General features: G+C 58.3%; 23 protein-coding genes, 2 tRNA genes and 2 pseudogenes. 20 read left to right on the top strand and 7 right to left on the bottom strand.

Features of this window, described 5'->3' with window-relative positions; translation table 11 throughout:
• The first annotated feature begins 33 nt into the window (after positions 1-33).
• The 3 genes from PMI01S_RS11810 to PMI01S_RS11800 all read left to right on the top strand — a co-directional run bounded on the left by PMI01S_RS11810 (position 34) and on the right by PMI01S_RS11800 (position 2,702).
• Entirely contained in the window at positions 34-1,347 is a 1,314-nt protein-coding gene (locus PMI01S_RS11810; RefSeq protein ID WP_084320107.1) for an MFS transporter, read from the top strand.
• A 62-nt stretch (positions 1,348-1,409) separates the two neighbouring features.
• Entirely contained in the window at positions 1,410-2,159 is a 750-nt protein-coding gene (locus tag PMI01S_RS11805) for a creatininase family protein (RefSeq protein ID WP_084320105.1), read from the top strand.
• Between the two features lie 78 nt (positions 2,160-2,237).
• Entirely contained in the window at positions 2,238-2,702 is a 465-nt protein-coding gene (locus PMI01S_RS11800) for a RidA family protein (protein ID WP_084320103.1), read from the top strand.
• Between the two features lie 68 nt (positions 2,703-2,770).
• On the opposite strand, the gene PMI01S_RS11795 is transcribed toward PMI01S_RS11800, so the two are convergent.
• Both PMI01S_RS11795 and PMI01S_RS11790 read right to left on the bottom strand, forming a co-directional pair.
• Positions 2,771-4,027, bottom strand: coding sequence for an OprD family porin (locus PMI01S_RS11795; RefSeq protein WP_084320101.1), 1,257 nt, complete (start codon positions 4,025-4,027; stop codon positions 2,771-2,773).
• A gap of 260 nt (positions 4,028-4,287) precedes the next feature.
• Positions 4,288-6,027 carry a dipeptidase gene (locus PMI01S_RS11790; protein ID WP_084320099.1) on the bottom strand — a complete coding sequence of 580 codons (1,740 nt, stop codon included), beginning with the start codon at positions 6,025-6,027 and terminating at the stop codon, positions 4,288-4,290.
• A gap of 284 nt (positions 6,028-6,311) precedes the next feature.
• Between PMI01S_RS11790 and PMI01S_RS11785 the strand changes: the two genes are divergently transcribed.
• From PMI01S_RS11785 to PMI01S_RS11760, 6 genes are all read left to right on the top strand, one after another.
• Entirely contained in the window at positions 6,312-7,481 is a 1,170-nt protein-coding gene (locus PMI01S_RS11785; protein ID WP_084320097.1) for an acetyltransferase domain-containing protein, read from the top strand.
• A gap of 338 nt (positions 7,482-7,819) precedes the next feature.
• Entirely contained in the window at positions 7,820-10,381 is a 2,562-nt protein-coding gene (gene nirB / locus PMI01S_RS11780; protein ID WP_084320095.1) for a nitrite reductase large subunit NirB, read from the top strand.
• A complete protein-coding gene (gene nirD / locus PMI01S_RS11775; RefSeq protein WP_084320093.1) occupies positions 10,381-10,758 on the top strand; it encodes a nitrite reductase small subunit NirD in 378 nt (125 codons plus the stop codon). Before nirB ends, nirD begins: the two co-directional genes overlap by 1 nt.
• Positions 10,759-10,798: 40 nt before the next feature.
• Positions 10,799-11,239 (top strand): CBS domain-containing protein, encoded by a 441-nt coding sequence (locus PMI01S_RS11770; RefSeq protein ID WP_084320091.1) that lies wholly within the window; start codon positions 10,799-10,801, stop codon positions 11,237-11,239.
• A 240-nt stretch (positions 11,240-11,479) separates the two neighbouring features.
• Positions 11,480-11,553: transfer RNA gene (locus PMI01S_RS11765), tRNA-Cys, on the top strand.
• A gap of 195 nt (positions 11,554-11,748) precedes the next feature.
• Positions 11,749-11,835, top strand: a tRNA-Leu gene (locus PMI01S_RS11760).
• An 83-nt stretch (positions 11,836-11,918) separates the two neighbouring features.
• Here PMI01S_RS11760 and PMI01S_RS11755 read toward each other — a convergent pair.
• Positions 11,919-12,371: pseudogene (locus PMI01S_RS11755) on the bottom strand (tyrosine-type recombinase/integrase); the annotation flags it as partial.
• Positions 12,372-12,441: 70 nt separating this feature from the next.
• The gene (locus PMI01S_RS11750) at positions 12,442-12,663 is read right to left on the bottom strand and encodes a hypothetical protein (protein WP_084320087.1); all 222 of its coding nucleotides are present in this window, start codon (positions 12,661-12,663) and stop codon (positions 12,442-12,444) included.
• 110 nt (positions 12,664-12,773) lie between these two features.
• On the opposite strand from PMI01S_RS11750, the gene PMI01S_RS11745 reads away from it, so the two are divergent.
• Positions 12,774-13,055: an excalibur calcium-binding domain-containing protein gene (locus PMI01S_RS11745; protein WP_084320085.1), complete on the top strand. Its 282-nt coding sequence runs from the start codon at positions 12,774-12,776 to the stop codon at positions 13,053-13,055.
• Positions 13,056-13,097: 42 nt separating this feature from the next.
• Here the strand turns inward: PMI01S_RS11745 and PMI01S_RS31840 are convergent, their stop codons facing one another.
• Positions 13,098-13,238: a hypothetical protein gene (locus tag PMI01S_RS31840; protein WP_159439536.1), complete on the bottom strand. Its 141-nt coding sequence runs from the start codon at positions 13,236-13,238 to the stop codon at positions 13,098-13,100.
• A gap of 450 nt (positions 13,239-13,688) precedes the next feature.
• On the opposite strand from PMI01S_RS31840, the gene PMI01S_RS11740 reads away from it, so the two are divergent.
• The 6 genes and pseudogenes from PMI01S_RS11740 to PMI01S_RS32390 all read left to right on the top strand — a co-directional run bounded on the left by PMI01S_RS11740 (position 13,689) and on the right by PMI01S_RS32390 (position 20,340).
• Positions 13,689-14,951: a serine hydrolase domain-containing protein gene (locus PMI01S_RS11740; RefSeq protein WP_084320083.1), complete on the top strand. Its 1,263-nt coding sequence runs from the start codon at positions 13,689-13,691 to the stop codon at positions 14,949-14,951.
• A gap of 118 nt (positions 14,952-15,069) precedes the next feature.
• Positions 15,070-16,407, top strand: a complete 1,338-nt coding sequence (locus PMI01S_RS11735) for an alginate export family protein (RefSeq protein ID WP_084320081.1) — start codon at positions 15,070-15,072, stop codon at positions 16,405-16,407.
• Between the two features lie 38 nt (positions 16,408-16,445).
• Complete coding sequence (locus PMI01S_RS11730; RefSeq protein WP_084320079.1) at positions 16,446-17,549, top strand: polyamine ABC transporter substrate-binding protein; 1,104 nt, start codon at positions 16,446-16,448, stop codon at positions 17,547-17,549.
• Between the two features lie 48 nt (positions 17,550-17,597).
• Positions 17,598-18,086 (top strand): DUF3237 domain-containing protein, encoded by a 489-nt coding sequence (locus PMI01S_RS11725; RefSeq protein WP_084320078.1) that lies wholly within the window; start codon positions 17,598-17,600, stop codon positions 18,084-18,086.
• Between the two features lie 136 nt (positions 18,087-18,222).
• Positions 18,223-19,482 (top strand): annotated as a pseudogene (locus PMI01S_RS32395) (PDC sensor domain-containing protein); the annotation flags it as partial.
• 39 nt (positions 19,483-19,521) lie between these two features.
• Positions 19,522-20,340 (top strand): methyl-accepting chemotaxis protein, encoded by an 819-nt coding sequence (locus tag PMI01S_RS32390; RefSeq protein ID WP_371850916.1) that lies wholly within the window; start codon positions 19,522-19,524, stop codon positions 20,338-20,340.
• 62 nt (positions 20,341-20,402) lie between these two features.
• Here PMI01S_RS32390 and PMI01S_RS11715 read toward each other — a convergent pair whose 3' ends face one another.
• Both PMI01S_RS11715 and PMI01S_RS11710 read right to left on the bottom strand, forming a co-directional pair.
• Positions 20,403-21,356, bottom strand: a complete 954-nt coding sequence (locus tag PMI01S_RS11715; RefSeq protein ID WP_084320074.1) for an aldo/keto reductase — start codon at positions 21,354-21,356, stop codon at positions 20,403-20,405.
• Between the two features lie 89 nt (positions 21,357-21,445).
• Positions 21,446-22,057, bottom strand: a complete 612-nt coding sequence (locus PMI01S_RS11710) for a TetR/AcrR family transcriptional regulator (protein WP_084320072.1) — start codon at positions 22,055-22,057, stop codon at positions 21,446-21,448.
• A 358-nt stretch (positions 22,058-22,415) separates the two neighbouring features.
• Here PMI01S_RS11710 and PMI01S_RS11705 point away from each other — a divergent pair, with 358 nt between their 5' ends.
• From PMI01S_RS11705 to PMI01S_RS11690, 4 genes are all read left to right on the top strand, one after another.
• A complete protein-coding gene (locus PMI01S_RS11705) occupies positions 22,416-23,084 on the top strand; it encodes a GntR family transcriptional regulator (protein ID WP_084320070.1) in 669 nt (222 codons plus the stop codon).
• A gap of 72 nt (positions 23,085-23,156) precedes the next feature.
• Entirely contained in the window at positions 23,157-23,963 is an 807-nt protein-coding gene (locus tag PMI01S_RS11700; protein ID WP_084320068.1) for an ABC transporter substrate-binding protein, read from the top strand.
• Positions 23,964-23,975: 12 nt separating this feature from the next.
• Positions 23,976-24,749, top strand: coding sequence for an amino acid ABC transporter permease (locus PMI01S_RS11695; protein ID WP_084320066.1), 774 nt, complete (start codon positions 23,976-23,978; stop codon positions 24,747-24,749).
• A gap of 2 nt (positions 24,750-24,751) precedes the next feature.
• Positions 24,752-25,531: an amino acid ABC transporter ATP-binding protein gene (locus PMI01S_RS11690; RefSeq protein WP_084320064.1), complete on the top strand. Its 780-nt coding sequence runs from the start codon at positions 24,752-24,754 to the stop codon at positions 25,529-25,531.
• Positions 25,532-25,559: the final 28 nt, after the last annotated feature.

Below are 25,559 nucleotides of genomic sequence, written 5' to 3'. Positions count from 1 at the left end.
AACGCAGCCCAACAAGAATAATTGGAGAGTCGCATGTCAACCTTTTCAGCGCCGGCAGGAAGTGATGCCATTTCCGCCCTTTACCGCAAGCTCAATTGGCGGCTGCTGCCGCTCCTGTTCATTTGCTACGTGTTTGCGTATCTGGACCGGATCAACGTCGGCTTTGCCAAGCTGCAGATGCAAAATGATCTCGGACTTTCCGATGCGGCCTACGGCGCGGGCGCGGGGATTTTCTTTCTGGGGTATGTGTTGTTCGAGTTGCCGAGCAACCTGATGTTGCCGAAGGTGGGGGCGCGGAAAACCTTCAGCCGCATTCTGGTGTGTTGGGGCATCACCTCGGCCTGCATGCTGTTCGTGCGTAACGTGCCGATGTTTTACGCGATGCGTTTTCTGCTGGGTGTATTCGAAGCCGGTTTTGCGCCGGGCATGATCTATTACCTGTCCTGCTGGTATGGCCCGAAACGTATGGCGCGGGCCATTGCGATCGTGTTTATCGCCGGCCCCATCGGTGGCATTGTTGGCGGCCCACTGTCGGCCTGGCTGATCACCACGTTTGAAGGCGTTGGTGGTCTGGCGGGGTGGCAATGGATGTTCTTGATTGAAGGCCTGCCTTGCGTGTTCCTTGGCATTCTGACCTATTTCGTTCTTTCCAATCGGCCCTCTGAGGCCCGCTGGCTGAGTGGTGAGGAAAGGAAACTGCTGGAGAGTGAACTCGGTGCATCGACGGGGCGCGTCCATTCGTTCCGGGCGGTGTTGCGCGACCCGAAAATCTACGTCCTGGCCTCAGCCTATTTCTGCATCATCTTCTCGATCTACGCCATGAGTTTCTGGCTGCCGGCCATCCTCAAGGCCCAGGGCGTCAACGACACCATGCAACTGGGTTGGTATGCCGCGATTCCCTACGTCGCAGCGGCATGCGGCATGTACTGGATAGGGCGCCGGTCCGACCGGGTCGGTGAAAGGCGCTATCACTGCGCAGTCCCTGCGGGCATTGGCGCAACATTGCTGCTCATGTACCCCTTTGCCGACGGTCACCTGATGGCGTCGCTGGTTCTGCTGACCGTGGCAACCGCCATGATGTTCATGGCCTACACCGTGCTCTGGGCGATGCCCTCCGAACACATCAAGGGTGACGCGGCGGCGGGCGGGATCGCCTTGATCAACACCATCGGTCTTTCCGGCGGCTTCTGGGGGCCCGCTGTGATTGGCTGGGCAAAAACGGCAACCGGCAGCGTCAATCTCGGCATCGTCATTGTGGGCTGCGTGTTCCTGTGCGCAGCCTTCGTGATCCTTTCCACCAAACCGCGCACCGGTGACAGCCCGGTTTCTGAATTCAGTGCGGGTTGATCAACCGCCTCCCACTTGATCAATCGAGTTCCGAAAGGAACCCTTTTATAGAGAGAACCCAAATGCTTTTACACCTATCGACCTGGGCCGAGATCGGGCAATTCCTTGAACGCAGCCGCACCATCGTGATCCCGATCGGCTCCAACGAACAACACGGCCCGACCGGTCTTTTGGGGACCGACTGGATGTGTCCCGAAATCATTGCACGCGAAGCGCAGAAATCGGCAGACATCCTGATCGCTCCGACCTTCAACATCGGCATGGCCCAACACCACCTTGGATTCCCCGGGACCATCTCACTTCGCCCGTCGACGTTCATAGCCGCGATTGGCGACTGGGTACGTTCGTTGGCCGCTCACGGGTTCGAGAAAATCCTCTTCCTCAACGGCCACGGCGGCAACGTCGCCTCCATTGAAGCGGCGTTCTCGGAGCTCTATGCCGAAGCAAGCTTCGCTCGACGCCCCGCGGGGTTCGCGCTGAAGTTGTGCAACTGGTGGGACCTGGAAGGGGTAGGTGAGCTGGCGCGAGAGCAGTTCCCAACGGGGCACGGCATTCATGCCACGCCGTCCGAGATTGCCGTCACCCAATGGGCTTACCCGGACGCGATCAAGTCCGCCCAGTATTCGCCGCAGATCGCGCCGTGGGGGCCTATCCGCGAAGCGCTCGATTTCCGCGCACGTCATCCGGATGGCCGCATGGGGTCGGATCCGTCCTTGGCCAGCCCGGATAAAGGCCGCGACCTGGTGATGATGGCAGCACAGAGCCTGGTGCAGGAACTCGACGCCTTCAGCCGTGAATCGATGCCCGGCTAAACCATCGGATTCAGACTTTTCAACTTGACCAACGCCCGGAAGTTCCGGGCGTTGGCACATCCTGTTCGAGGAAATCCCATGAATGAACGTGACGTTTATACCCGTCTGAAAGACCTCGGTATCGAGTTACCCGCCACCGGCGCTCCCGCCGCTGCCTATGTGATGAGTGCGCAGACTGGCAACGTCGTTTACCTGTCCGGCCATATTGCGAAAAAGGACGGCAAAGTCTGGGCAGGCAAACTGGGCGAATCGCTGACGACAGAGGAGGGCTATGCGGCCGCGCGTTCGACGGCCATCGACTTGCTGGCGACGCTGCAGGCTCATCTTGGTGATCTGAATCGGGTCACGCGGATTGTCAAAGTGCTGAGCCTGGTGAATTCAACGTCCCGTTTCACCGAGCAGCACCTGGTCACGAACGGCGCCTCGGAGCTGTTTGCCGAGGTGTTCGGCGATCAGGGAAAACACGCACGCTCGGCATTCGGTGTGGCTCAGATTCCATTGGGGGCTTGTGTCGAAATAGAGATAACCGTTGAAGTCCGTTGAAGATCGATAACGGTGAAAGGTGACGTGTGGGGGCGAAGCGATTCGCCCCCACAGTTCGTGACAAACGCTTAGAACAGCGTCCAGGTGTAACTGATGATCAACCGGTTCTCGTTGATATCCGTGCGGTAGTTGGAGCGCGCCATCGCGTTGCGCACTCGCACGCCGAGGCCTTTCAGCGGGGCGGACTGGAAGGTGTAACTGAGGTCCAGGTCACGCTCCCGATCTTTGCCTTCAAAGCCCATTCCCGTTTTCACATTGTCGCCGGTGACATAGCGTGTGCTGGCTAATAATCCAGGTACACCGAGGGCCGCGAAGTCATAGTCATAGCGCAATTGATAAGAGCGCTCATGGGTCGAGACGAACTCGTAGGTCGGCAGTTCGTTACCCAGCGCGCTGACATTGAGAAACACGCGAGGAAAGGGGCTGTCACCGTACATGCCCTGGTAACCGGCATAGAACGTATGCCCCCCGAGCTTGGCCGACAGCAGCGAGAAGAACGCCTGGTTGTCGACTTTGCCAACCAGTTTGCGACCTTCTTCCTTGGCGTCGTAATAACCGAGATTGGCCCCCAGCACCCAACTTCCCACCGGCACACTGTGTTTTAAACCGAAGAAGTTCTGCTCGTAGATATCCTCCAGTCGGGAATGCCAGGCACTCACGGTGGTGCGATTACTGTTGAACGCGTAGTCGCCGCCCACGTAGTTGAAGGCATCGCTCGACACCTGGCGTTGCGGCTTGTTGCCCAGCAAGGCCTGCAGTTTGCTCTCGCCGGCCTCGTTGCGCAGGGTCGTAGAGGTCAGGTGCCCGGCTTGCAGCGTCAGGCCGGGTATTTCACTGCTGGTCATGCTCGCGCCTTGATAGGCGGGGGGCAGCAAGCGGATATCGCTGAAAACCAGCGAAGGAATATTGGGTTGCAGTTCACCGACCTTCAGTTCGGTTTTGGAAAAACGCACCTTGGCCGTCAACCCCAGGCGACCATAGTTGTCAGCGGCACGGCCATCGTCCTTCACCGGTAACAAGCCCGAGTTGACCCGGTCCGGACTGCTGTCGAGCTTGATGCCGAACTTGCCTGTGGCATCCAGGCCAAATCCCACCAGCCCGGGCGTGTAACCGGACTTGAAATTGAGGATGAAGCCTTGCGCCCACTCCTGAGCCATTGATTTTTCCGAACCTCGGATATCGGAGAAATCCCTGCTGAAAAAATAGTTTCGGGTCACCAGCGTTGCAGTGGACTGCTCCACGAACCCGCTGTCGGCGGCCTGGGCGAGGTTGGCGCCCGCTCCTGTGATGAACAGCGCACACAGTTTGCCTCGATCTTTTGTCATAGGTTGACTCTTGTTTTTATTAGACATGACTCCGCCGTAGACCCTCTTTCGAGGGCCTTGCGAGTAGGACGGGGAGGTAGTGACAGCCGTCAGCTGTGCGGCTTTTGACGTTGCTGCGGTGTCGAGAGCGATGCTCGCTCCATTGACCAATGGCAGCAAGAGCAACTTAATTCAGACATCGTTGCTCTGAAGGCAACGATAGTGCGATAGGAAATCGGATCAAGAAATGGACCCGCCAGAACGGCGGGCCCGACAGTGGGTCAGAGTTTCGGCAATTGCCCGATGCGCCCCATCATTTCGGTCACGATCTGCAGGTCCAGCAGGAACTGGTCGACGGTCTTGAACTCGTTGTCCGTGTGGCCGGTGTATTTGACCTCGGGCCGGGCCAGGCCGAACTGCACGCCATTGGGCAATTCATGAACCGAAGTGGCGCCGGCAGAAGTGCCGTACTCGTGTTTCATGCCAAGGTTTTCGCTGGCCACGGCCAGCAGGGCCTTGACCCATTCACCCTCGGGGTTGCGGTACATCGGCTCGGCAATCGAGTAATCGAACGTCGCTGCTACGTGGGACTTCTTGCTCCAGGCGCCAATCTTGTCGGCGATTTCGGCCTTGAGCGCTTCCGGGGACTTGCCCTTTGGCACGCGCAGGTTGACCGCGAGCTTGAAGGTTTTTTCATCCATCCCGACAAACGTCAGGGACGTGGTCAGCGGGCCCATGAAGGCATCGGAGAAACCGACTCCCAGTTTGCCTCCGAGGTAATCCAGGCCCCAGTTGTCGGCGGCGTAGCGGGCAGCGTCGGTGATGTGGTTGTGCTTGATCGCGACCTTGCCGTCGAGGCTATTGATGAAGACCAGCATCCGGGATACCGGGTTGACGCCGGACTCCGGCTCGGAGGAGTGGGCTGAAACGCCAGTGACCGTCAGTTTGACGTCCTTGCCGTCAACCTTGGCAGTCACGCTGAAATTGCCGCCATTGCGCTTGGCAAAATCGCTACCCGCCTTCTGCAGGCTGGCAGCCAGTTCGGCAGGCTTGTCACTCAGCAGAGTGGCGACCGAAGCCGATGGAATCTGGTTGGTGGCCAGGCCGCCCGTCATCGAGACGATTTCAGCGCCTTTGCCGTCAGCCTTGCGCTTGGGGAAATTGGCCATGACGGTGCCGTAGCCTTTCTCGGCGATTACCACCGGGTAGCCACCATCCAGCGCCAGGTTGTAGTTGGGTGTCGGGTTGTGTTCGAAGTAATAGGGGATGGCGTCGCCAGAGGTTTCCTCGGTGGTGTCGACCAGCAGCTTGAAATTCCTCGCCAGCGGCAGTTTTTCTTCCTTGATGACTTTCATGGCGTAGAGCGCTACCACGATGCCGTTCTTGTCGTCTTCGGTGCCCCGGCCATACATGCGGTCGCCGATCAGGGTGACCTTGAACGGATCGAGTCTGGTGCCGTCTTCCAGGACCCAGTTCTCCGGCGTCACGGGCACCACGTCGGCGTGGGCGTGAATGCCGACCACTTCATCTCCAGTGCCCTCGAGGGAGATCTCATAGACGCGGTTGTCGATGTTGCGAAAGTTCAGGTTGAAGGCCTGGGCAAGGCTCTTGATCTTGTCGGCGATCCTGATGAATTCAGGGTTGGCGTGCTGGTCAACGCCGTCCACGCGGAAGGTCGGGATGGCCACCAGCTCACGCAGCGTCTCGGTGGCGGCTTTGCCGTACTTCACTCGCGCATAGAGCCCCAGCAGGCGATGGATTTCGTTCTGTTGGTCGGCGGAAAGGGCCTTGTTGTCCAGGAAGGCACTGATCGCCGCGCCGAGGTCATCGGTTTTGGCCAGGTCGGTCTTGGCCAGGCTTGTCAGGAACTGCCTGAAATCGGTTGCCGAGGCGTCACTGAACGTCTTGAGGATGGTCGCGCTCTGTTCCGGGGTGATGTTGGCGTGCGCAGCCGTGGTGAAGGACGAAAGGCTGGCCAACATCAGCGTTGTCACGGCCAGATGCTTGAGAGAAAAGTCCATTGCTGTGGCATTCCTTTGCAGGGAGTGAGTTAGAAGTGTTTGATTAATGAAACAAAACGTTTCCACATTATCACTGTAGGAGCGTGCTTGCTCGCGATGGACTGAAGGACGCCGTGTTTATCCAGGCAGCACGCGTTTTCGTGAACGACCATCGCGAGCAAGCTCGCTCCCGCAGGTGTACAGATGAAAAAATGCCTGGAAATGTTATAGGGTAACAATATAAGGTGCCCGGCAATCTGTTCTGCGGGACACGTTTATTCACCCCCTTGTGTTGCGAAATCTCCATGACTATTGCTCCCCCTCGCTCCATCGGCACGACAGTCGGCCGGCTTCTTTCCATCGATGCATTGAGAGGCATGGTGATTCTGTTCATGCTGCTCGACCACGTCCGCGAAACCTTTTTCCTGCATCGACAGGTGTCCGATCCCATGGACATTGCCACGACCGAACCCGCACTGTTCTTTAGCCGCACACTCGCTCATTTGTGCGCGCCGGTCTTCGTGCTGCTTACCGGTCTGTCGGCCTGGCTGTACGGTGAGAAATACGCTGGCAAGGCCGATGTTTGCAGTTTTCTGTTCAAGCGCGGTCTGTTTCTGGTGGTGCTTGAGTTCACCCTGGTGAACTTCGCCTGGACGTTCCAGTTTCCGCCGACGGTTATCTACCTGCAGGTGATTTGGGCCATCGGCCTGAGCATGATTGCGCTGTCGGTGATGGTCTGGCTGCCACGCCCGATGCTGCTGCTCTTGAGCCTGGCGATCATCGCCGGGCACAACCTGCTGGATGCTCTGCACTTTCCAGTGGAATCGGCGTTGCACGTGCCTTGGGCGATTCTCCATGATCGCGGCTGGATCGAACTGGCCGAAGGGTTTCGGCTGCGCACGTCTTACCCGGTGCTGCCGTGGATTGGCGTGATCGGCCTGGGTTATGCCATGGGGCCGTGGTTCGGGCGAGCGGCGGACGCGAGGGTGCGTCAACGCACATTGCTGATCGGTGGTGTCGCCGGGCTGGCGGGATTCATTGCGCTGCGACTGCTCAATGGTTATGGCGAGAAGCCCTGGAGCGTGGGCGAGACGTCCCTGCAAACGCTGATGAGTTTTTTCAACATCACCAAATATCCACCGTCGCTGCTGTTTGTTGCACTGACCCTTAGCGTTGGATGCTTGCTGCTTCTGTGGTTTGAGCATGCACAGAAGAGCCGGTGGCTGCGTCCGTTGACGGTCTTCGGGTCGGCGCCGATGTTCTTCTATCTGTTGCACCTGTACGCGCTGAAGGTTTTGTATGTCATCGCTGTCGCGCTGTTCGGGTTGAATCAGGGCGCGTGGTTGGGTTTCACGTCGGTCGGGGCGGTCTGGCTGGTGGCAATCTTGCTGGCGATTGCGCTTTATCGCCCGGTCAGAGGGTTCTCGTTGTTGAAGGCTAGACGTCGAGACATTGCCTGGCTCAAGTATTTCTGATGAAGCATTTGTGCACTTTTATAAAGCTTTGCTGCACCTCGCTGCACTATGCGAAGGCAAAAGCGGCCGGTTTGTCGCAGTGAATTCACGGCCGCGCCGCCCCTGAGCAGCACTTTTGCGATCTGGCACAAACACTGCAACACACCGAACAGGCCCACCCTGAATGCTGTCGAGTGGGCAGCCCCTCGGTCAACGACGATCGATTCGTGGGCAACATCGGTGGGTCGGGCATAGACGTCTGGCATCAACACCGCAAAAGAACAGGCAAAGACGCCTGGAACCGAAAGGTTTCAGGCGTTTTTTTTTGCTTTTTGAACCGCTTTAGCCGGGTGCTTCTTATGAATTCCAATGTTGCCGCGTTGAACAAATTGCAAACGCTGATCGTGATTGGCAATGGCATGGTCGGCCATCATTGTGTCGAGCAGTTGATCGAGCGGGGAGCGCTTGAACAGTATCAAGTGCACGTGTTCAGCGAAGAGCCGATGCGTGCCTACGATCGTGTGCATCTTTCCGAGTATTTTTCTGGTCGCGATGCTGAATCCTTGGCCTTGGGTGAAGCCTCGCTGTACCAGACGCCAGGCGTCACCCTGCATTTGGGCGTGCCGGTGCTGGAAATCGACCGCGCCCGTCGCCAGGTGATCACTGCGCAAGGTTGCGTCCCTTACGACAAACTGGTCCTGGCCACCGGGTCTTATCCGTTTGTGCCGCCGATTGAAGGCGCGGAGGGTGATTCACGCCTGGTGTATCGAACCCTTGAAGACCTCGACGCCATCCGCGCTGCCGCTGCCAACGCCCGACGTGGTGTCGTGGTGGGCGGGGGGCTGCTGGGTCTTGAAGCTGCCAATGCGCTGAAAAGCCTGGGCCTGGAAGCGCATGTCGTGGAATTCGCGCCGCGCCTGATGCCGGTGCAGCTGGACGAGATGGGCGGGCTTGCGCTCAAGTCGCAGATCGAAAGGTTGGGCGTTGGTGTGCACCTGTCACGCGCCACACAGTCGATCAGCGTGGGCGAGGAGTATCGCTACCGCATGAACTTCGCCAACGACGAGTTTCTCGAAGCCGACCTGATCGTGTTCTCGGCCGGCATTCGCGCACAAGATGCGCTGGCCCGCCAGTGCGCGCTGGACATCGGACCGCGCGGTGGCGTCGTGATTGACGACGAATGCCTGAGCAGTGATCCGGATATCTATGCCATCGGCGAGTGCGCCTCGTGGAATGGTGGCCTGTTCGGCCTCGTCGCGCCGGGCTACCAGATGGCGCGCAGCGTCGCGGCACGCTTGTGCAACGAGGTCGCAGAACCGTTTCTGGGTGCCGACATGTCGACCAAGCTCAAGCTGCTGGGCGTCGATGTCGGCTCCATCGGCGATGCCCATGGCAGCACGCCGGGCGCGCGCAGTTATCAGTTCATCGACGAAACCACGGCCAGCTATCGGCGGCTGGTGGTGGATGCCTCCGGCAAGCACGTCATCGGTGCGGTGCTGGTCGGCGACAACAGCTATTACGACACGCTGCTGCAATACATGCAGAACGCCATAGCCCTGCCGTCGGAGCCGGCCAGCCTGATTCTGCCGTCTTCCGAAGGCGCGCCGACCCTGGGCCCGGGCGCGTTGCCCGAGTCGGCCACGGTCTGCTCGTGCCACAACGTCACCAAAGGGGCCATCTGTTCGGCCATCGACGGAGGCTGCACCGACCTCGGCCTGCTGAAGTCGCAGACCAAGGCCTGTACCGGCTGCGGCGGCTGCGCGGGTTTGCTCAAGCAAGTCTTCGAGCATGAACTGATTGCCCGTGGCGTCAGTGTCGACAAAAGCCTCTGCGAACACTTCGCCTACACCCGTCAGGAGTTGTATGCGCTGGTGCGGGTAGAAGGGGTGATCACCTTCGAAGAACTGCTGGCCAAACATGGCCGTGGCCACACCGGGTGCGACGTCTGCAAGCCGGCGGTTGGCTCGATCCTCGCGTCGTGCTGGAACCAGCCGATCATGGACGCGTCGCTGGTGCCGTTGCAGGACACCAACGACACCTTCATGGCCAACATGCAGAAAAACGGCACCTATTCGGTGGTGCCACGCATTCCCGGTGGCGAAATCACCGCCGACAAACTGATCGCGATCGGTGTGGTGGCGAAGAAATACGACCTCTACACCAAAATCACCGGCGGCCAGCGTATCGATCTGTTCGGCGCACAGTTGCATGAGTTGCCGGACATCTGGGCCGAGTTGATTGAAGCCGGTTTCGAAACCGGGCACGCCTACGGCAAATCGACCCGAACCGTGAAGTCTTGCGTCGGCAGCACCTGGTGCCGCTATGGCGTGCAGGACAGCGTGCAAATGGCCCTGATGATCGAGGACCGCTACAAAGGTTTGCGTTCGCCGCACAAGCTCAAGTTCGCGGTGTCCGGTTGCACCCGCGAATGCGCAGAAGCCCAAAGCAAAGACGTCGGCGTGATCGCCACCGAGAACGGCTGGAACCTGTACATCGCCGGTAACGGCGGCATGCGCCCGCGCCACGCCGAGCTGTTCGCCACCGACCTCGACGACGCCACCCTGATCCGCTACATCGACCGCTTCCTGATGTTCTACATCCGCACCGCCGACAAACTGCAGCGCACCTCGGTGTGGCGAGAAAGCCTCGAAGGCGGCCTCGACTACCTCAAGGACGTGATCATCCACGACAGCCTCGGGCTTGGCGCGGAACTTGAATCGCAAATGCAGTTGGTGGTCGATCGCTATGAATGCGAGTGGGCCAACGCACTCAAAGACCCGGAAAAGCTCAAGCGCTTTCGCACCTTCGTCAACGATAAACGCCCGGACCCGGACATTCACTTTGTCCAGGAGCGTGGTCAGCGGCGCCCGATCATGGCGGCCGAACTCAACCTTATTCCTGTCACCGAGGAGCTTGCCTGATGAGCCAGTCCACTACCCGACGCATCGATTCTCTGGCCAACACCGATGTCTGGCAAACCGTGTGCACGCAGCAGGATCTGGTCAGCAACTCCGGCGTTGTCGTCTGGCTCGATGGCGCCCAAGTGGCGCTGTTCTACCTGCCGGGTGCCGAGGGTCGGAGCCTCTATGCGATCGATAACCATGATCCGCAATCCGGGGCGAACGTCATCGGTCGTGGATTGGTGGGCAGCATCAAGGGTGATCTGGTCGTCGCTTCACCGATCTACAAACAGCATTTCCGGCTGGAAGACGGCAGTTGCCTGGAATATCCGCAGCAGCGTCTGCGGGTCTGGCCGGTACGGCTGAACGGTGGCGTGGTGGAAGTCGGCGTGGCTTGAGTTCAAGCGTCGGCAATGAGCAACGATAGCGGAGGCATCCATGAAAACAGCCGCACAGCTGCTGAAACTGAAAGTCGTGCAAAACCAGCACGTGCATAGCATCGCGCCGGACCAGATGGTGCTTGAAGCGCTGAAAATGATGGCCGAGAAGAATGTGGGCGCGCTGCCGGTCATCGAAGCAGGGCAGGTGGTCGGCGTCATCAGCGAGCGCGACTATGCGCGCAAGGTCGTTCTGCAGGGACGTTCCTCGGTCGGCACGCCGGTGCGCGACATCATGAGCGCACCGGTCGTGACAGCCGACAGTCAGCAGAGCATCGAGCGCTGTATGGAGGTCATGACCGACAGCCATCTGCGCCATCTGCCGGTAGTGGATAGCGGCGAGTTGATCGGTTTGTTGTCGATTGGCGATTTGGTGAAAGAGGCGATTGTCGAGCAGGCCGATTTGATTCGGCAGTTGGAGTACTACATTCGTGGGCACTAAGCGGGCCGGCGGCACGCGGGAGACGTGGGCGAGGAGTCGAACCTGCGTCGAAACATGCAAAGCGCCCGATAAAATTTTTTTGAAATCAAGGGGTTGCCAGCCCTCGGAAATCAGTACATAATTCACGCCATCGAAAGCACTGACCGCTGAAAAAGCTCAATGTTTTCAAGGAGTTAGATCTAGAATCTGCTCCAAGACTGTACGCGTTTGATGTTGTGCTACATGACATCAGATGTTTGAGGCCGAGTAGCAAAATGGTTATGCAGTGGATTGCAAATCCACCTACGCCGGTTCGATTCCGACCTCGGCCTCCACTTTAAACAAGCTCCGTAGATCAATGATTTACGGAGCTTTTTTATTTGCATTGCCCTGCAAGATTTAGTCTTGAAATGGGCATTTGCCAACTTGCTTCACCGGGACGGGATGTATATATTTCGTCCTCTGCTGCACAGGCGTCAAAACTGACAGATCTTCATCTGCCAGTCTTCAGACGGCTTATCCGCGCTACCGCCCGAATGGCGAAACTGGTAGACGCATGGGACTTAAAATCCCCCGCTCGTAAGGGCGTGCCGGTTCGATTCCGGCTTCGGGCACCATCTAAAAATCAAGGGTTTGCGGGCGAAAGCTGATGCAAACCCTTGTTCGTTTCTGGGTCGCAATTATTGAGTTGGGTCGCCATTCACTTTGTTGGCGAGACCTTTTTGCCTTTCCGGTTGCGGATGTATTGCTCGGTCATCACCACCGTCGTATGCCCAAGTTGATCTCTCGCCTGCATGATGTCACCGCTCGATTCAGCCTTGTCTGTAACAGCTTTAGCGCGCAGATCCCGCATTTGAAGTTCGATCTTGGCAACACCTGCCGCCTCCCTGGCTAAGTCAAATCTCCCCCGCAACATCGCCACCGTCGTTGGTGTGCCATCCTCCGAAACGATCAGCCGCGTCGAGCGGATCTTATGTTCTTTCTTTCGGAGCATGATTCGATCAATCAAAACTTTCAGCTCTCCTGTTATTTCAATCCGACGTTTTGCATTTGTCTTCCCTTGCAGAACCCAGATTTCACCGTTGCGCACATCCTGTTCGTCCAATAGTCGCGTGTCAGTCACTCGCTGCCCGGTCAGATAGGCAAGGTCCATGGGGAAGGGGTTCAGCCGATAAAAGCTGCCAGCGTGGCGCTGCCGTCGCCGTGAGTGATCCGCGTATGCACTACCGGTGCTGCTTGTGGGCGGACGGCATGAAACGCTTTGACGAAAGCCCCGTAGCATTCGCCGTCATCACCTGCCAGGTGAGTGGTGCAGGCAAGATCGGCATCTTCTTCGTTCGGGATGTGCGCGCTGAGATCATTGCGATGCTGTGCTCTTTGCCGATCTTGATGATTTGCGCCATCAGCGGGTTGATCTGTTCGTCGTAGATGACTTCTTTGGTCATGAGTATTCCTCGCCCGCCGTTCACCGGCAGGCTATATGTGAATTTGTGGGTTACGCTGGAAAGCAGGCAACGTGAGAACGCAAACGGTCTCTCATCATGGATGGATCAAGATGAAACTGATTTTGGTTGTGCTTGTTGTGGGTCTGTTAGCTTGGAAGCTTTCCCCTGAATTACAGTCCTGGGCTGAGGCTCGGCTATCCACGCCCCAAATCATCTCTACGATCGTGACTGCGCCGAAGCCTGTTTCGGCTCCAGTCAAATGCGATGGGCGCAAATACTGCTCGCAGATGACCTCGTGCGCAGAGGCCAAAAACTTTCTGCAAATTTGTCCAGGAATGGAAATGGATGGCGACAATGACGGAGTACCCTGTGAGACACAGTGGTGCCGGTGACATTCGCCGTTCAGCAGCAGGCTGGTAGGTGGAAGAGGGGGATTAGTAAAATCGGCGCTGCTTCAGCTTTCCGCAGCGCTCGCACTGAACGATCTTGTACTCACCGCGGCACGAGCCATCGACGATGCTATGAAGTAAGCCGCCGACGATCGTCCATTTGTGGCCGAAGAGGCACTTGATCATCGCTGTCTCCTCTGGAATTCAGTGCCGCGGACGATCACGGTCTGAGCGTCCCGGGCAAGCACGGGCATGGTGCTGAAGGGAAGGTTGCTGCAATTGCGGTGGGCATGGACGCAGGTGTGACACATGCCGCCTTTCGGTTGGTGCGTCATCGTGATCCCCCCATTGCAGCAACATGCTCACAGTCGGCAGCCAGTTTCAGAAGGTTCGAACGAACCCGGGGCGATTGGAAGAATGCTACTCAATGGTTTGCTGGCGAGGGCGGGATTTGAGGCCGCTTTCAGGAGTTGTGCACTTACCGGGCGGTGACACGCGACACCAGAGGAGGGTAGGTCCACGCTGAACGCTCAAAGTAATTTAATCGAGAAAAAAGGTTTATTGACTAAAATAAAATATCGGGTAATTATTTCCCTGCATCTGCTCGCACGCAGAGTCATTTTCAGGGTCAACCCGATGAGTCAGAACACCGTGCCTTCACTGGCCAGTCTTTACGTCGAGACTAATGGATCGTCATTCGACGCGCGCCAGGCGCCTTTGCTTATGCAGGGCTTCCCGGCAGAGCCGCAACGCCGCGTCACCTGGAACAATTGGATGCGCCCGCCGTTCAACCAGTGGGGTTTCCGTAATCTGGCGCGCCTGCGTCCCTCCATTGATGTGCAGGCGGGCTCCGGGCCGGTCAGTACTTTGCAAGAATCTCCACAGGCGCTGGATGAGCTGCACTTCGACAGTGAATGTGGTCTGAGTGTCAGCGTCATCGATCACCTGGTGGCCAGTCAGACCGATGCTTTTTTGGTGATGAAGGGCGACACCGTGTTGTTCGAGCGCTACTTCAACGGTCAGCGTCCCCGGGATCGGCACATCATGTTCTCGGTGACCAAGTCGCTGATCGGCACCCTCGGTGAACAACTGGTCTGTGACAGTGTACTCAACCCAACGTTGCCCGCTGCGTATTACGTGCCTGAATTGGTGGGCAGCGCGTTTGGTGATGCCACCGTACGCCAGCTGTTCGACATGGCCGTGGGCATCGAGTACAGCGAGGTCTATGACGACCCCAACTCGGAGAGTTCGCAATATGGCTATGCCTGCGGTTTTCAGCCTGCACCTGCGCAATACGCCCAGTTCGAGTCGCTGTACCAGTACCTGCCGTCTCTAAAAAAACGCGGCACCCACGGCGGCTTTTTTCATTACGTGACCGCCACCACCGAAGCCTTGGCTTGGGTCATGGAGCGCGCCTCGGGTAAGGCCTGCGATCTGTTGATGCAAGAAATCTGGAACCAGTTGGGGTGTGAGCGTGACGGCTACTTTATGGCCGACCCCTGGGGACGTAGCGTCGCCGGTGCGGGTTTCAGCGCCACCTTGCGTGACATGGCGCGTTTCGGTCGCCTGCTGGCCAACGATGGTCGCCAGGATGAACTGCAACTGCTGTCAACCGAGACGGTCGCACGCCTCTTCGCCGGCGCCGATCCGACGATCTACGCCAAAGACTCCGACTTCTCCAAATGGACCCCCGGCGCTTCTTACCGAAGCCAGTGGTACGTCTTCAACGACCACAGCCAGGCGATTATGGCGGGTGGTATTCACGGCCAATACCTGTTTGTCGATAAGCCGTCCGGTGTGGTGATCGTCAAGCAGTCATCGCTGACCGACGCCGTCAGCCAGTTCGATGCTGACAGCGTGCGCATGCTGCGTGCCATTGCTGCACATCTGAGCCACTGAAACGCCCCATAAATACAAGAAGTTTGCGTCCTATTCGCCTGGCTCAGCCAGGTGTTGGCGGCGCTTTGCGCCGCCATTTCACTGCCCTGTAACAACAATAATCACACAGGAGCTTCACATGGTTTCGATGACGCGTTTCTCTCGAGCGCTCTTGGCGCTCGGCTTACCCCTGACCACCCACGTTGCGTTGGCGGGCTACACCTTCGAGGACGGCAACCTCCAGGGTGAAGTCAACCTCACCGCCGGCGGTGCGACCCTTTCCACCCGTAACGTCAACTTCGGCGCCGGCCGCGTCGATACGCGCAGCGGCAAAAACGGCGGCACGAAAATCGACTGGCAGGAGTTCTACGTCAAGCCAGGTATTAAGCTGGATTACGCCCTGCAGCCCGACTTCAGCCTTTTGGCCGGAGGCTCGCTCGTGGCGGCGACAACCTTCGGCGATGGCGACGCCGGCGGTTTTACGCGCAGCTCTGACGGTGATGTGGCCGCCGAAGAACTCTACGGCGGTTTCCGCACCGGGGAATGGACGCTGACTGCCGGGCGCCAGAACTACATGATCGGTACTGGCTTCATCGTCATGGACGGCAACCTTGACCAGCTCGATGACGGCGCCTACTGGCTTGGCCCAAGAACCGCGTTCAAGGATTCGGCGATCCTGGCCTGGGATCATGGGGCATTGAAGAGCCAGGCCTTCACCTTGCGTACCGACGACGATCTGGGTGACTTCCGCATGACAGGCGTCAACCTGGATTATAACCTCGATGACCAGGTGACGCTGGGTGCCATGGCAATGAAAGTTCATGCGCTGGGCCCCAAGGGCAGCACGGCCCCTCGATTCCGGGACGGAATGCAGGTGTACAACGTAAGGGCACTCAACGCCAAAGTGCCGGGTGTGTCCGCCCTGACGCTCAACGCCGAATACGCGTTGGAGAAAGGCAGCGGCGAGGGCGTCGATTATGATGCCAAGGCTTGGTATGGTCAGGCGGACTATGCCTTCAATACCTTGCCCCTGACGCCGGTCATCGGCTATCGCTATACCAGTTTTTCCGGCGATGACAACCTCACCGACAACCGCCAGAAAGCCTGGGACTCGCTGAGTAAAGGCTTCGTCGACTGGAGCACCTGGCTGGTGGGGGATGTTGTTGGTAACTACCTGTTGTTCAACAGCAATGAAAACGTTCAGCAGTTCTCACTCAAAACTCACCTGAACCCAACCCTGACCCTCGGTGCGATTCACTATCAGTTCTGGCTGGACGAGAAAAACTACATGGGCGCCCCCGTCAGCGATCGGCGCTTTGCCGATGAAAGCGTGGTTTTCCTCGACTGGACGCCGACTCCGTCGTTCTATACGTCACTGTCGTATAACTGGGTCAAGCCGCTGGCCGCTGCCAAGCAAGTATTCGGCGATGATCAGAAATTCAGCGCGCTGGAACTGTACTTCACCTACCGCTATTAAGTGTCGCGAGCCCCGCGGCCGCGTAGGAGTGTTTCATTATGAACAAGCATGTACGTAGCACCCTGTTGTCCGTTGCGCTGTCGTTGTTGACGGCGGGCGTTTCCCTGGCTGAAGAGCGCACGGTTCGGATCTATAACTGGATCGAGTACTTGCCACCGGAGATCCTCAAGAGCTTTCAGGAGGAAACCGGAATCCGTCCGATCTATGACGTGTTCGACAGCGTCGAGACCCTGGAGTCCAAGTTGCTCACCGGCAACTCTGGCTATGATGTTGTCTACCCCGGCAGCGCCAACCTGAGCCACTTGATCGCGGCGGGTGCCGTCCAGCCTCTGGACCGCAGCCAGTTGCCGAATTGGCAGCATCTGGACCCGGAGTTCATGAAATCCCTGGAGGCGGTGGGTGATACGGGCAACCGTTACGCTGCGCCCTACCTGTGGGGCACCACGCTGATCGGCTACAACGTCGACAAGGTTCAGCAGATTCTGGGCGCCAATGTGCAGATGAACACCTGGGACATGATCTTCAAGGAAGAGAACCTCGCCAAGCTGGCCAGTTGTGGTGTCGGTTTCCTCGATGCAGCCAACGAGATCGTGCCCATCGCTTTGCACTACAAGGGCCTCGACCCCAACAGCCAGAAACGCGAGGACTACCCGCAGGCTCAGGCGGCGATGATGAAGATTCGCCCTTACGTCACCTACTTCAACTCGTCGCGCTACGGCATGGACCTCGCCAACGGTGACATCTGTGTCGCCGTGGGCTGGTCGGGCGGCGTAGCGCTGGCCAAACAGCTGGCCGATGCCGCAGGCAAGGGTGTCAGGGTGGCAATGGCGTTACCCAAGGAGGGTGCGCCGATGTGGTCAGACGTGATGATGGTGCCGGTTAACGCGCCCCACACCAAGGAGGCCTACGAGTTCATCAACTACATCCTTCGCCCCGATGTGATCGCCCGAATCAGCAACAAGATCGGTTACCCCAACCCGAACAAGGATGCCACCGCGCTGGTGAACGCCGACATCCGTAATAACCCCAACATGTATGTGCCGGACGAAGCTCGCAAAACCCTGTTCGCTTTACAGCCCATGCCGCCAGCCATGGAGCGCATCCGCACTCGCACCTGGACCAGCATCAAGACCAATCTCTGATCATTGTGGCCCGGTGCTGTTGTACCGGGCCACACAGGAGTGTTTGCCATGACTGAACCATTGGAGTTGATGGGCGTTGCTCCCAACCTGCAACGGGTGCTGACCCTGCGTGTCGATATTGGCCCTGAGCTGATGATGGGGGAGAGCGTCGAGGGGATGCGTTGCAACTACCCTATTCTCGGAGGGGATTTCGAAGGGCTGGACTTCAAAGGTCAGGTGCTGGCCGGGGGCGAAGATTTCTTCCTGCTGCGCCCTGACGGCGTCGGTCAACTGGACGCACGGTACAGCTTGCGCACCGATGAGGGAGCGTTGATCAACATCCATAACGTCGGTCTGCTGAACATGACCGAATACGGTCGTCAGCTGGAGCGGCAAGGTCAGTGGCCGATTCCCGAGACGGAGTATCACTGCACCTGCACGCCGGTGTTTCAAGTACCCAAGGGACGCCTGGACTGGCTCACCCGCGCAAGCTTTATCGGCCTGATTCATTACCCTAACGCAAGCCAGGTGGTGATTCGCTGCTACCGCTTCTATTGATGCCCGAGATTCACTTCTGCTGTTGAGTACGGCCTCTGTCAACCCTTGTCGCCGGCGCGCATCGCCGGTTGGACGCGTGTGGACGACAGGCAGTGCAGGGAGGTGTGACGGGCTCATTTTCTGATCGGCGACAGGCATGTCGCCATTTTTTTGTGTAGCCGCTCGGCACAGGAGACGCGCCATGTTTGTCACTTTACGAGCCCGAATTATTCTACTGGTCGGGCTATGCCTGACACTGTTGGCCTTGGCCCTGATCGGCACCGCAATCAAGGAAATGAGTGGCTTGAGTCAGCGCGCCGAGGGGTTGACCTCTGCCAGCCTGACCCAGGCTATCGAGGAGCGCGTGGCCGAGTCCGTCGGTTTTCAGTCCTCTGGCGTCCAGGTGTTTTTCCGCGATGCCCTGCGCGTCGGTGAGACCTCATCAGCGGAGGTCATGCGAATCATGTCGCTTAGCCGTAGTGGGGCGCTGACACCAGAGCGCGCCAGGGCCTACATCACGGGGCAGTTGCAGGCCAGCTTGCAAGCCAACGCTTTCGACGGGCAGGACGCGCGCTTTGCCGGACAGAGCGAACTGGGTAGCAACGAGCTGGGGCGTTTTGCACCGGTCTGGTTTCGCCAGAGCGGCGGGAAGATGGAGCAAGTCACGGTGCAAGAAAAGAGCATTGTTGACGACACGCCCATGGCCGACGGCAAGGTGTCCCGCACCTGGTATGACTGCCCGCTACGAACGATGCAGCCTTGTCTGCTGAATCCCTATCTCGATGATGCCTCTGGCAGTCCGATTCTCATGACCTCGCTGACCCTGCCAGTGATCGATCACGGTCGCGTGGTGGCGGTGCTGGGTATAGACATTCAGTTAAGCCAGATTCAAGCCTTATCCCTGGTCGCCAAGGCAGGCTTGCCGGGGCAGGGTGGGGATGTGTGGATTGTCAGCGCCTCTGGACTGGTTGCTGGCAGTACGCTGGACAAGGATGCACTGGGCGGTCAATTCAAGGAACCTAGCGTGGAGTCTTCCGCATTATTGCCAGGACAATCACGACCGCTGCAGGATTTGCTCGTCAGTCAGACGTTCTCACCCATTCCAGGGGCTGAGCCCTGGCGCATTGTGGTCAAGGTACCCTCGAAGCAGATGTTCGCACCGCTGCTTAAGTTGCACGAAACGATGAATGACTACCTGCTCGGGGCCGTGAAAAAGGAGGTGCTGATGGGCTTGGCGCTGATGGTTTTTGGACTGGTGGTGATCTGGCTCGCGTCCCGGAGCATCGTACGACCACTGCAGGCAATGTCGCGGATGGCCGACGATCTCGCCCGTGGCGAAGGCGATCTGGTCAAGCGCCTGGACTACGCCCGTGCCGACGAACTGGGCGGGGTGGCCAGCGGGCTAAACGCTTTTCTTGATGTATTGCAGCCTATCGTCACCCGGCTCAAGGGCTCGATGACCGCGTTGCGGGCGGCGGCGGCCATATCTGCCCAAGGCAGCACCGCCAACTTGCAAACCATGGAGCACCAACGCCAGGACATCGATCAGGTCGCAACGGCTATGTACCAGATGAACCTTTCGGCGCAGGAGATTGCTCGCAATACCGCATCGGCGTCGGAAGCGACGGGGGCTATTTTGCAGGCCATCGATGACGGCACGGGGCTGATCGAAAGAACCACCCAAATAGTTGCCCGTCAGGGCGAGGATCTGGCCAACGCTAACCGTCAGGTCAACCAGCTGTCCGTCAAGAGCGAAAAGATCGGCAGCGTCCTCGACATCATCCGCGACATCGCCGAACAGACCAACCTGCTGGCGCTCAACGCAGCGATCGAGGCTGCACGGGCTGGTGAATATGGAAGAGGGTTTGCCGTGGTGGCCGATGAGGTGCGCAACCTGTCCAGCCGCATTCAGGACTCGATCCAGGAAACGCGCTCGATCATCGAAGACCTGCAGCAGGATACCGTCGGCGTCGTGCATTCGATGAGTCTGAATCAGAATCTCGGCAAGGAACTGGCGGCGCTATTTGGTGCGTTAGTCGAGTCGCTGTACGGCGTCGGTGAAGGCATAGGTCGGGTGGCTCAGATGAACGTCCAGATTGCCAGTGCTGCCGAAGAACAGAGCGCAGTGTCGGAGCAGATCAACCATTCGGTCGGTCGCATCCGCCAGCTCAGCGAGGACCTGACGGTCAGCGCACGTGAATCGGCGCAGCGCATCGCCGAGGTCAGTGGACAGGCCACAGAGCAAGGACGTTTGCTGGAGCGTTTCAAGACCTGAGGTGAGGGGCGCTGTGGCCGGTCATGCCAGCCACGTGCCTGGGCTATCGCGTACAGCCAGTCTTAAAGGAGACTGGCGAGGTCTAGTCGCTCAAGGGTTTGAGCATCCAGCCTCAGCTGCGTCGAGCGCGCCAGGCTGTTTAGTTGTTCCAGGTTGGTGGCACTCGCAATGGCAGAGGTAATGCCGGGTTGGTGCATGACCCAGGCCAAGGCGATTTCCGCAGGTGAGACTTGCTGCTCCTGCGCCACCTGATGCAGAGCGTGCAAAATGCGCATGCCGCGCTCATCGAAGTACTTTTCCAGGTCCTCGCGGCGAGCACTATGCGTCAGATCATTCAGGCCTTTGTATTTGCCACTGAGGAAACCCGACGCAAGGCTGAAGTAAGTCAGGACCTCGCAACCCTCGGCCAGGGCAAAAGAACGCAACTGCTGTTCGAAGTCATGGCGATCATAGAGGTTGTACTCCACCTGAAGGCAGGCGTAATGGGGCAGGGCGTGGCGATCGGCAGAGGATTTCGCGGCCTGTAGATCTTCCAGGGTGTAGTTGGATGCGCCGATCGAGCGAACTTTGCCGCAGGCGATCAACGTGCTGTAAGTCTCCAGGGTTTCCTCGTGCGCTGTCGAGGCATCCGGGTAGTGGGAGAAGTACAAATCGATGTAATCGGTTCGCAGTCGACGCAGCGAATCATCCACGGCTTGCAGGATTCTGCCTTTCGAGAGCCCGTGTTGATCGGGCGAGAGTTCGGCCCCGACCTTGGTGATAATCTTCACTTCACTACGCCGGTGGCTGTTCTGACTCAGCCATTTGCCAATGATGGCTTCCGACTCGCCGCCGCTATTGCCACTGGCCCAGATGGAATAGGCGTCTGCGGTATCAAAGGTGTTGATGCCGAGTTCAAACGCTGCGTCGAGTAGATTCAGCGAATCTTGTTCGTTGACGGTCCAGCCAAAGACATTGCCGCCCAGCACCAGGCGTGAACTCTCCATCGTTGAACTGCTCGAATTATCTTTTTTCATACCGGTCCGCCGTTCGATTTAATAATCGCCCCTCTGGTGTTTGGCCTTCAGCCATACACCCTGCGAGGTGGTTGCATCTGTGTGTTTTCTCAGGCCCGCATGCCGTAAAAGAGCAGCTCGGTAATATGCCTTACCTGAGCGGAGTGGGACTCGACATCCGGCGGTTCCTGGTTGACCAGCCTGAACAACTGCAGGTGTGAATAGTCGTTCAACAGGAAAGCGGCCAGGTCGACGTTGAGGTCAGTGCGTAGCTTGCCAGCCTGTTGCAGCTCTCTGAGCAATCCACTGATTTCAGCCCGGAGCGCATCGTTCATGGCGCGATAGCCTTCGGGCAGTCCGTTGTCGCCGCCAAACAGGATCAGTGGCAGCAGTTCACGCCAGAGGCTGGGGTGCATGACCTCCAGTGCGTAACCGGTCAGCCGCCGCTCCAGGTAACACATGGCATCGACCGGATCTTTGATGTCGGGCATCTGGCTGCGGGCGTCCTTGAGTGCTCGCTGGTCGGCGTCGTGCAGGATTTCCAGAATGATTTCCTGCTTGTTACCGAAGTACTTGAACACGGTGGGCGCCGACACCCCGGCTTGGTTGGCGATTTGTTCGATGGTGGTGTTCTGGAAACCCTGGCGCTCAAACAATTCGATCGCCGCCTTGCTGATGGCTTGGCGTCGTTCGACTTTCTGACGTTCACGTAGTCCGCTCACGGGAGGTCCCTGTCGCTATGAAAAAGGGGGGGGGGCGGATGTCGCCCAATCATCCATGCAAAATACTTAATCGAGTAAAACTTTTAAAGCGCTAATTTCTGTAGTGCGCTCTTTCGCTAGAAAGAAAGCCTTCGGAGGCGAAATGAGCTGTTACCTGGATACCATTATTCACCCATTTTGGGGCGCGCTGGGCCATTTCGTAGCACACGGCGAGTGTCACGCCGATCTAAAGATCACCAGTTTTTTAGTCGAAACTCCTTTCCAATTAATAACTTGAGGCAATTCTTGGCAGGCTGGCACGGTTTCTGCCTTTTTGAATCCATGAATAATTGGATACAAAACTGCAAAAGGTGACTTTATGCAATTCGCTCCCACCTACGTTGAACGTCAGCCCCTGACCGCCGAGGAGGAGGCTTACAACTTTCTGCTGGAAGCGATCTGTGGCGGTCGTTACCGCAAAGGCGACCGTCTGATCGCTGAGGACATTGCCAGCGAAGTCGGCATGAGCCGGATGCCAGTGCGCGAAGCCTTTCGCCGTCTCGATGCTCAAGGCCTCGTCACCCTGCGGCCTAACCGCGGGGCCATAGTCAGTGGCCTGGATTTCGACGAATTGCACGAAGTCTTCGAGATGCGCAGTGCCCTGGAGGGGCTGGCCATTCGCGTGGCCGTGGGCAAGATCGGTGAGCGCCAGCTGGCGGCTCTGGAACGCATGCTGGACGAGATGGATGACTACCGCGACGAAAGCGCCGAGTGGGTCCGACTTCATCGGGCTTTCCATGAATATCTGTGCAGCCTCAGCGGTCGCCCTCGGCTGATGAAGCAGATATCTGCACTGTACTCGCTGATCGAGGCGCCAATGCGCCTGTGGCTGCAACACAGCGAAAAACCTTTGAGCGCTCGCCAGGAGCACGCGGTGATCCTTGATGCCATTCGCTCAGGCGATGTCGACCGGGCGGAGGCAATAGTGCGCGAGCACATCGAGGGTACGGTGCCGGCGCTGATCCAGTTTCTGCAATCGGAAAAATAGAATCGGGCTTAAACCCGACAGTGTTTTGACTTTGAGTACTGCCCCGTTACTAAACAACTGGAGTGTCTCGTCATGCATAAACGCCATATGTTACTTGCGGCTGTATCCCTCGGGCTCTGTGCACAGTGGGCGGTTGCCGCGCCCCAGGTGCCGGAGCGACTGCAAAAGGTCGACAAACTCACGTATTGCTCGGGCATGGATTCACCGCCCTTGGTGTCTTTCGATGAGGCGCAAAAACCCAGGGGCCTGACGGTCGATCTGGGGCTCGAAATCGCCAAGCGCCTGGGAAACAAACCGGTGCAATGGCGGGTCATTCCTTTCTCCGGGCTGCTGCCGGCATTGCTCGCCCAGCAGTGCGACATGATCGTTGATCAGCTGTTCGACAAGCCCGAACGGCGGGAGGTGATCGACATCGTCAACTACATGTATTCCAGCCAGTCAGTGGTCGTCCCGAAAGGCAATCCCAAGGGCATCAAAACCCTGGATGGACTGTCCGGGCACAAGGTGGCAGTACTCAATGGCTCGACGATCAAGACTCTGCTGGACGCCGAAAACGAAAAGCTGACCAAGGCTGGCAAGACCCCAATGAAACTGGTGGTCTACAACAGCGATACTGATGCCTTTCAGGCGCTGCGCATCAGTCAGGTAGACGCTTACGGTACCACCGTGGAAACCGCCGGTTACTACGCCGCCATGGCGCCTGATCTGTTCGAGGAAGGGGTGCCGGCCTTCAGCCGGATTCTCACTGGCTTGGGAATTCGCAAGGATGATCCGCAGCTCACTGCAGCGGTACAACAGATCATCACTGACATGCGCAGCGATGACAGTTACGTGCAGTTGCTGAGCAAATGGCATGTTTCCAGCGACACACTCGACTGAGGTGAACGCTTGATGAATTTCAATTGGGATGTGTTCTGGCAATACCTGTTGCAGCCCAGCGGGGTTTACCTCACCGGACTTTGGCTGACCTGTCTGATCAGTGTGCTGGCGATGGCGTTAGGCTGTGTACTGGGGCTGGCGGCGGCGCTGATGCGTCTGTCGCGCAACCCGCTACTCAACCTGCCGGTACGGTTTTACGTGTGGCTGATGCGCGGCACGCCGCTGTTGGTGCAGATCGTTTTTCTCTACACCGCATTGGCCGCCGGCGGGATCTTCCGTTTCGAGGACGTGGAGCTGTTGGGTCTGGTGGTGCCTGGCAACATTCAGGCTGCGATCATCGCCCTGGGCCTGAACGAAGGCGCCTACATGGCCGAGATCATCCGCGCGGGGATCGGCGCCGTGGACAAGGGGCAATACGAGGCTGGGCGTTCGCTGGGCATGACCTTCGCCAAACTGATGCGGCGAATCGTTCTGCCTCAGGCGTTCCGGGTCATCGTTCCTCCGCTGGGCAACGAGTTCAACGTGATGCTCAAGAATACGACGCTGGTCAGTGTGATTGGCGTGCAGGAATTGCTGCTGAGCACGCAAATGGTCACCTCGGCGACATTCCGGGTATTTGAACTCTACCTGGTGGTGGCGATTTATTTCCTGCTGCTGACCACCCTTTGGGGCTTCTTCCAGCGTTGGTTGGAGGCGCGTTTCGGACAGTCCGATCGACCCGCACCGCCAGCGGCTGGTAGCCGCATGTTCGGCCGCGGCACTCTGAAATTGCTGAGGGGGCGTTAAGCATGGCGCACAAAAGTGAAGAACTGATCATCGAGGCCCTGGACATTCACAAGTCCTTCGGTGACCTGGAGATTCTAAAGGGGATTTCCTTGCAGGTGCGGCGCGGTGAAGTGGTGGTGTTGATCGGCGCCTCGGGTTCAGGCAAAACCACCTTCATTCGCTGTATCAATCTGCTGGAAGACATTCAGGGTGGGCGCATTCGCGTCAACGGTCGCTCCATGGGTTACCGCGAGCGCGCAGATGGCAGCCTGGTGCGCGACTCCGAGCGCAACATCGCTCGCCAGCGTCGGGACATCGGTATGGTCTTCCAGCGTTTCAATCTGTTCCCCCACATGACCGCGCTGGAAAATATCATCGAGGCACCGATCCAGGTGCTCGGCGTGCCACGCGCCGAAGCGTTGGAACAGGCCCGGGCCTTGCTCGCGCGGGTCGGTCTGGCGGACAAGGCCATGCATTACCCGTCGATGTTGTCCGGTGGACAGCAACAGCGCGTGGCCATCGCCCGGGCGTTGGCGATGAAACCCCAGGCCATGCTGTTCGACGAGCCCACCAGCGCCCTCGATCCGGAGACCGTCGGTGAGGTGTTGCAGGTGATGAAACAGTTGGCCGATGACGGCATGACCATGGTGGTGGTCACCCATGAAATGGGTTTTGCCCGAGAAGTCGCTGACCGCGTGGTGGTCCTCGATCAGGGGGAACTGATCGAACAGGGGCCGCCGGAACAGATCTTCAGTCGACCGACTCACCCGCGAACCCAGGCCTTTCTCAGTCGCGTGCTTTGACCTTCTCAGTCGGGTCTTTTTTCACCCG

Origin of the sequence: Pseudomonas migulae NBRC 103157, assembly GCF_002091715.1 — a bacterium.
Lineage (GTDB): Bacteria > Pseudomonadota > Gammaproteobacteria > Pseudomonadales > Pseudomonadaceae > Aquipseudomonas > Aquipseudomonas migulae_A.
The sequence above is the reverse complement of the archived record's forward strand: the minus strand, read 5'-3'. Positions and strand labels throughout refer to the sequence as shown.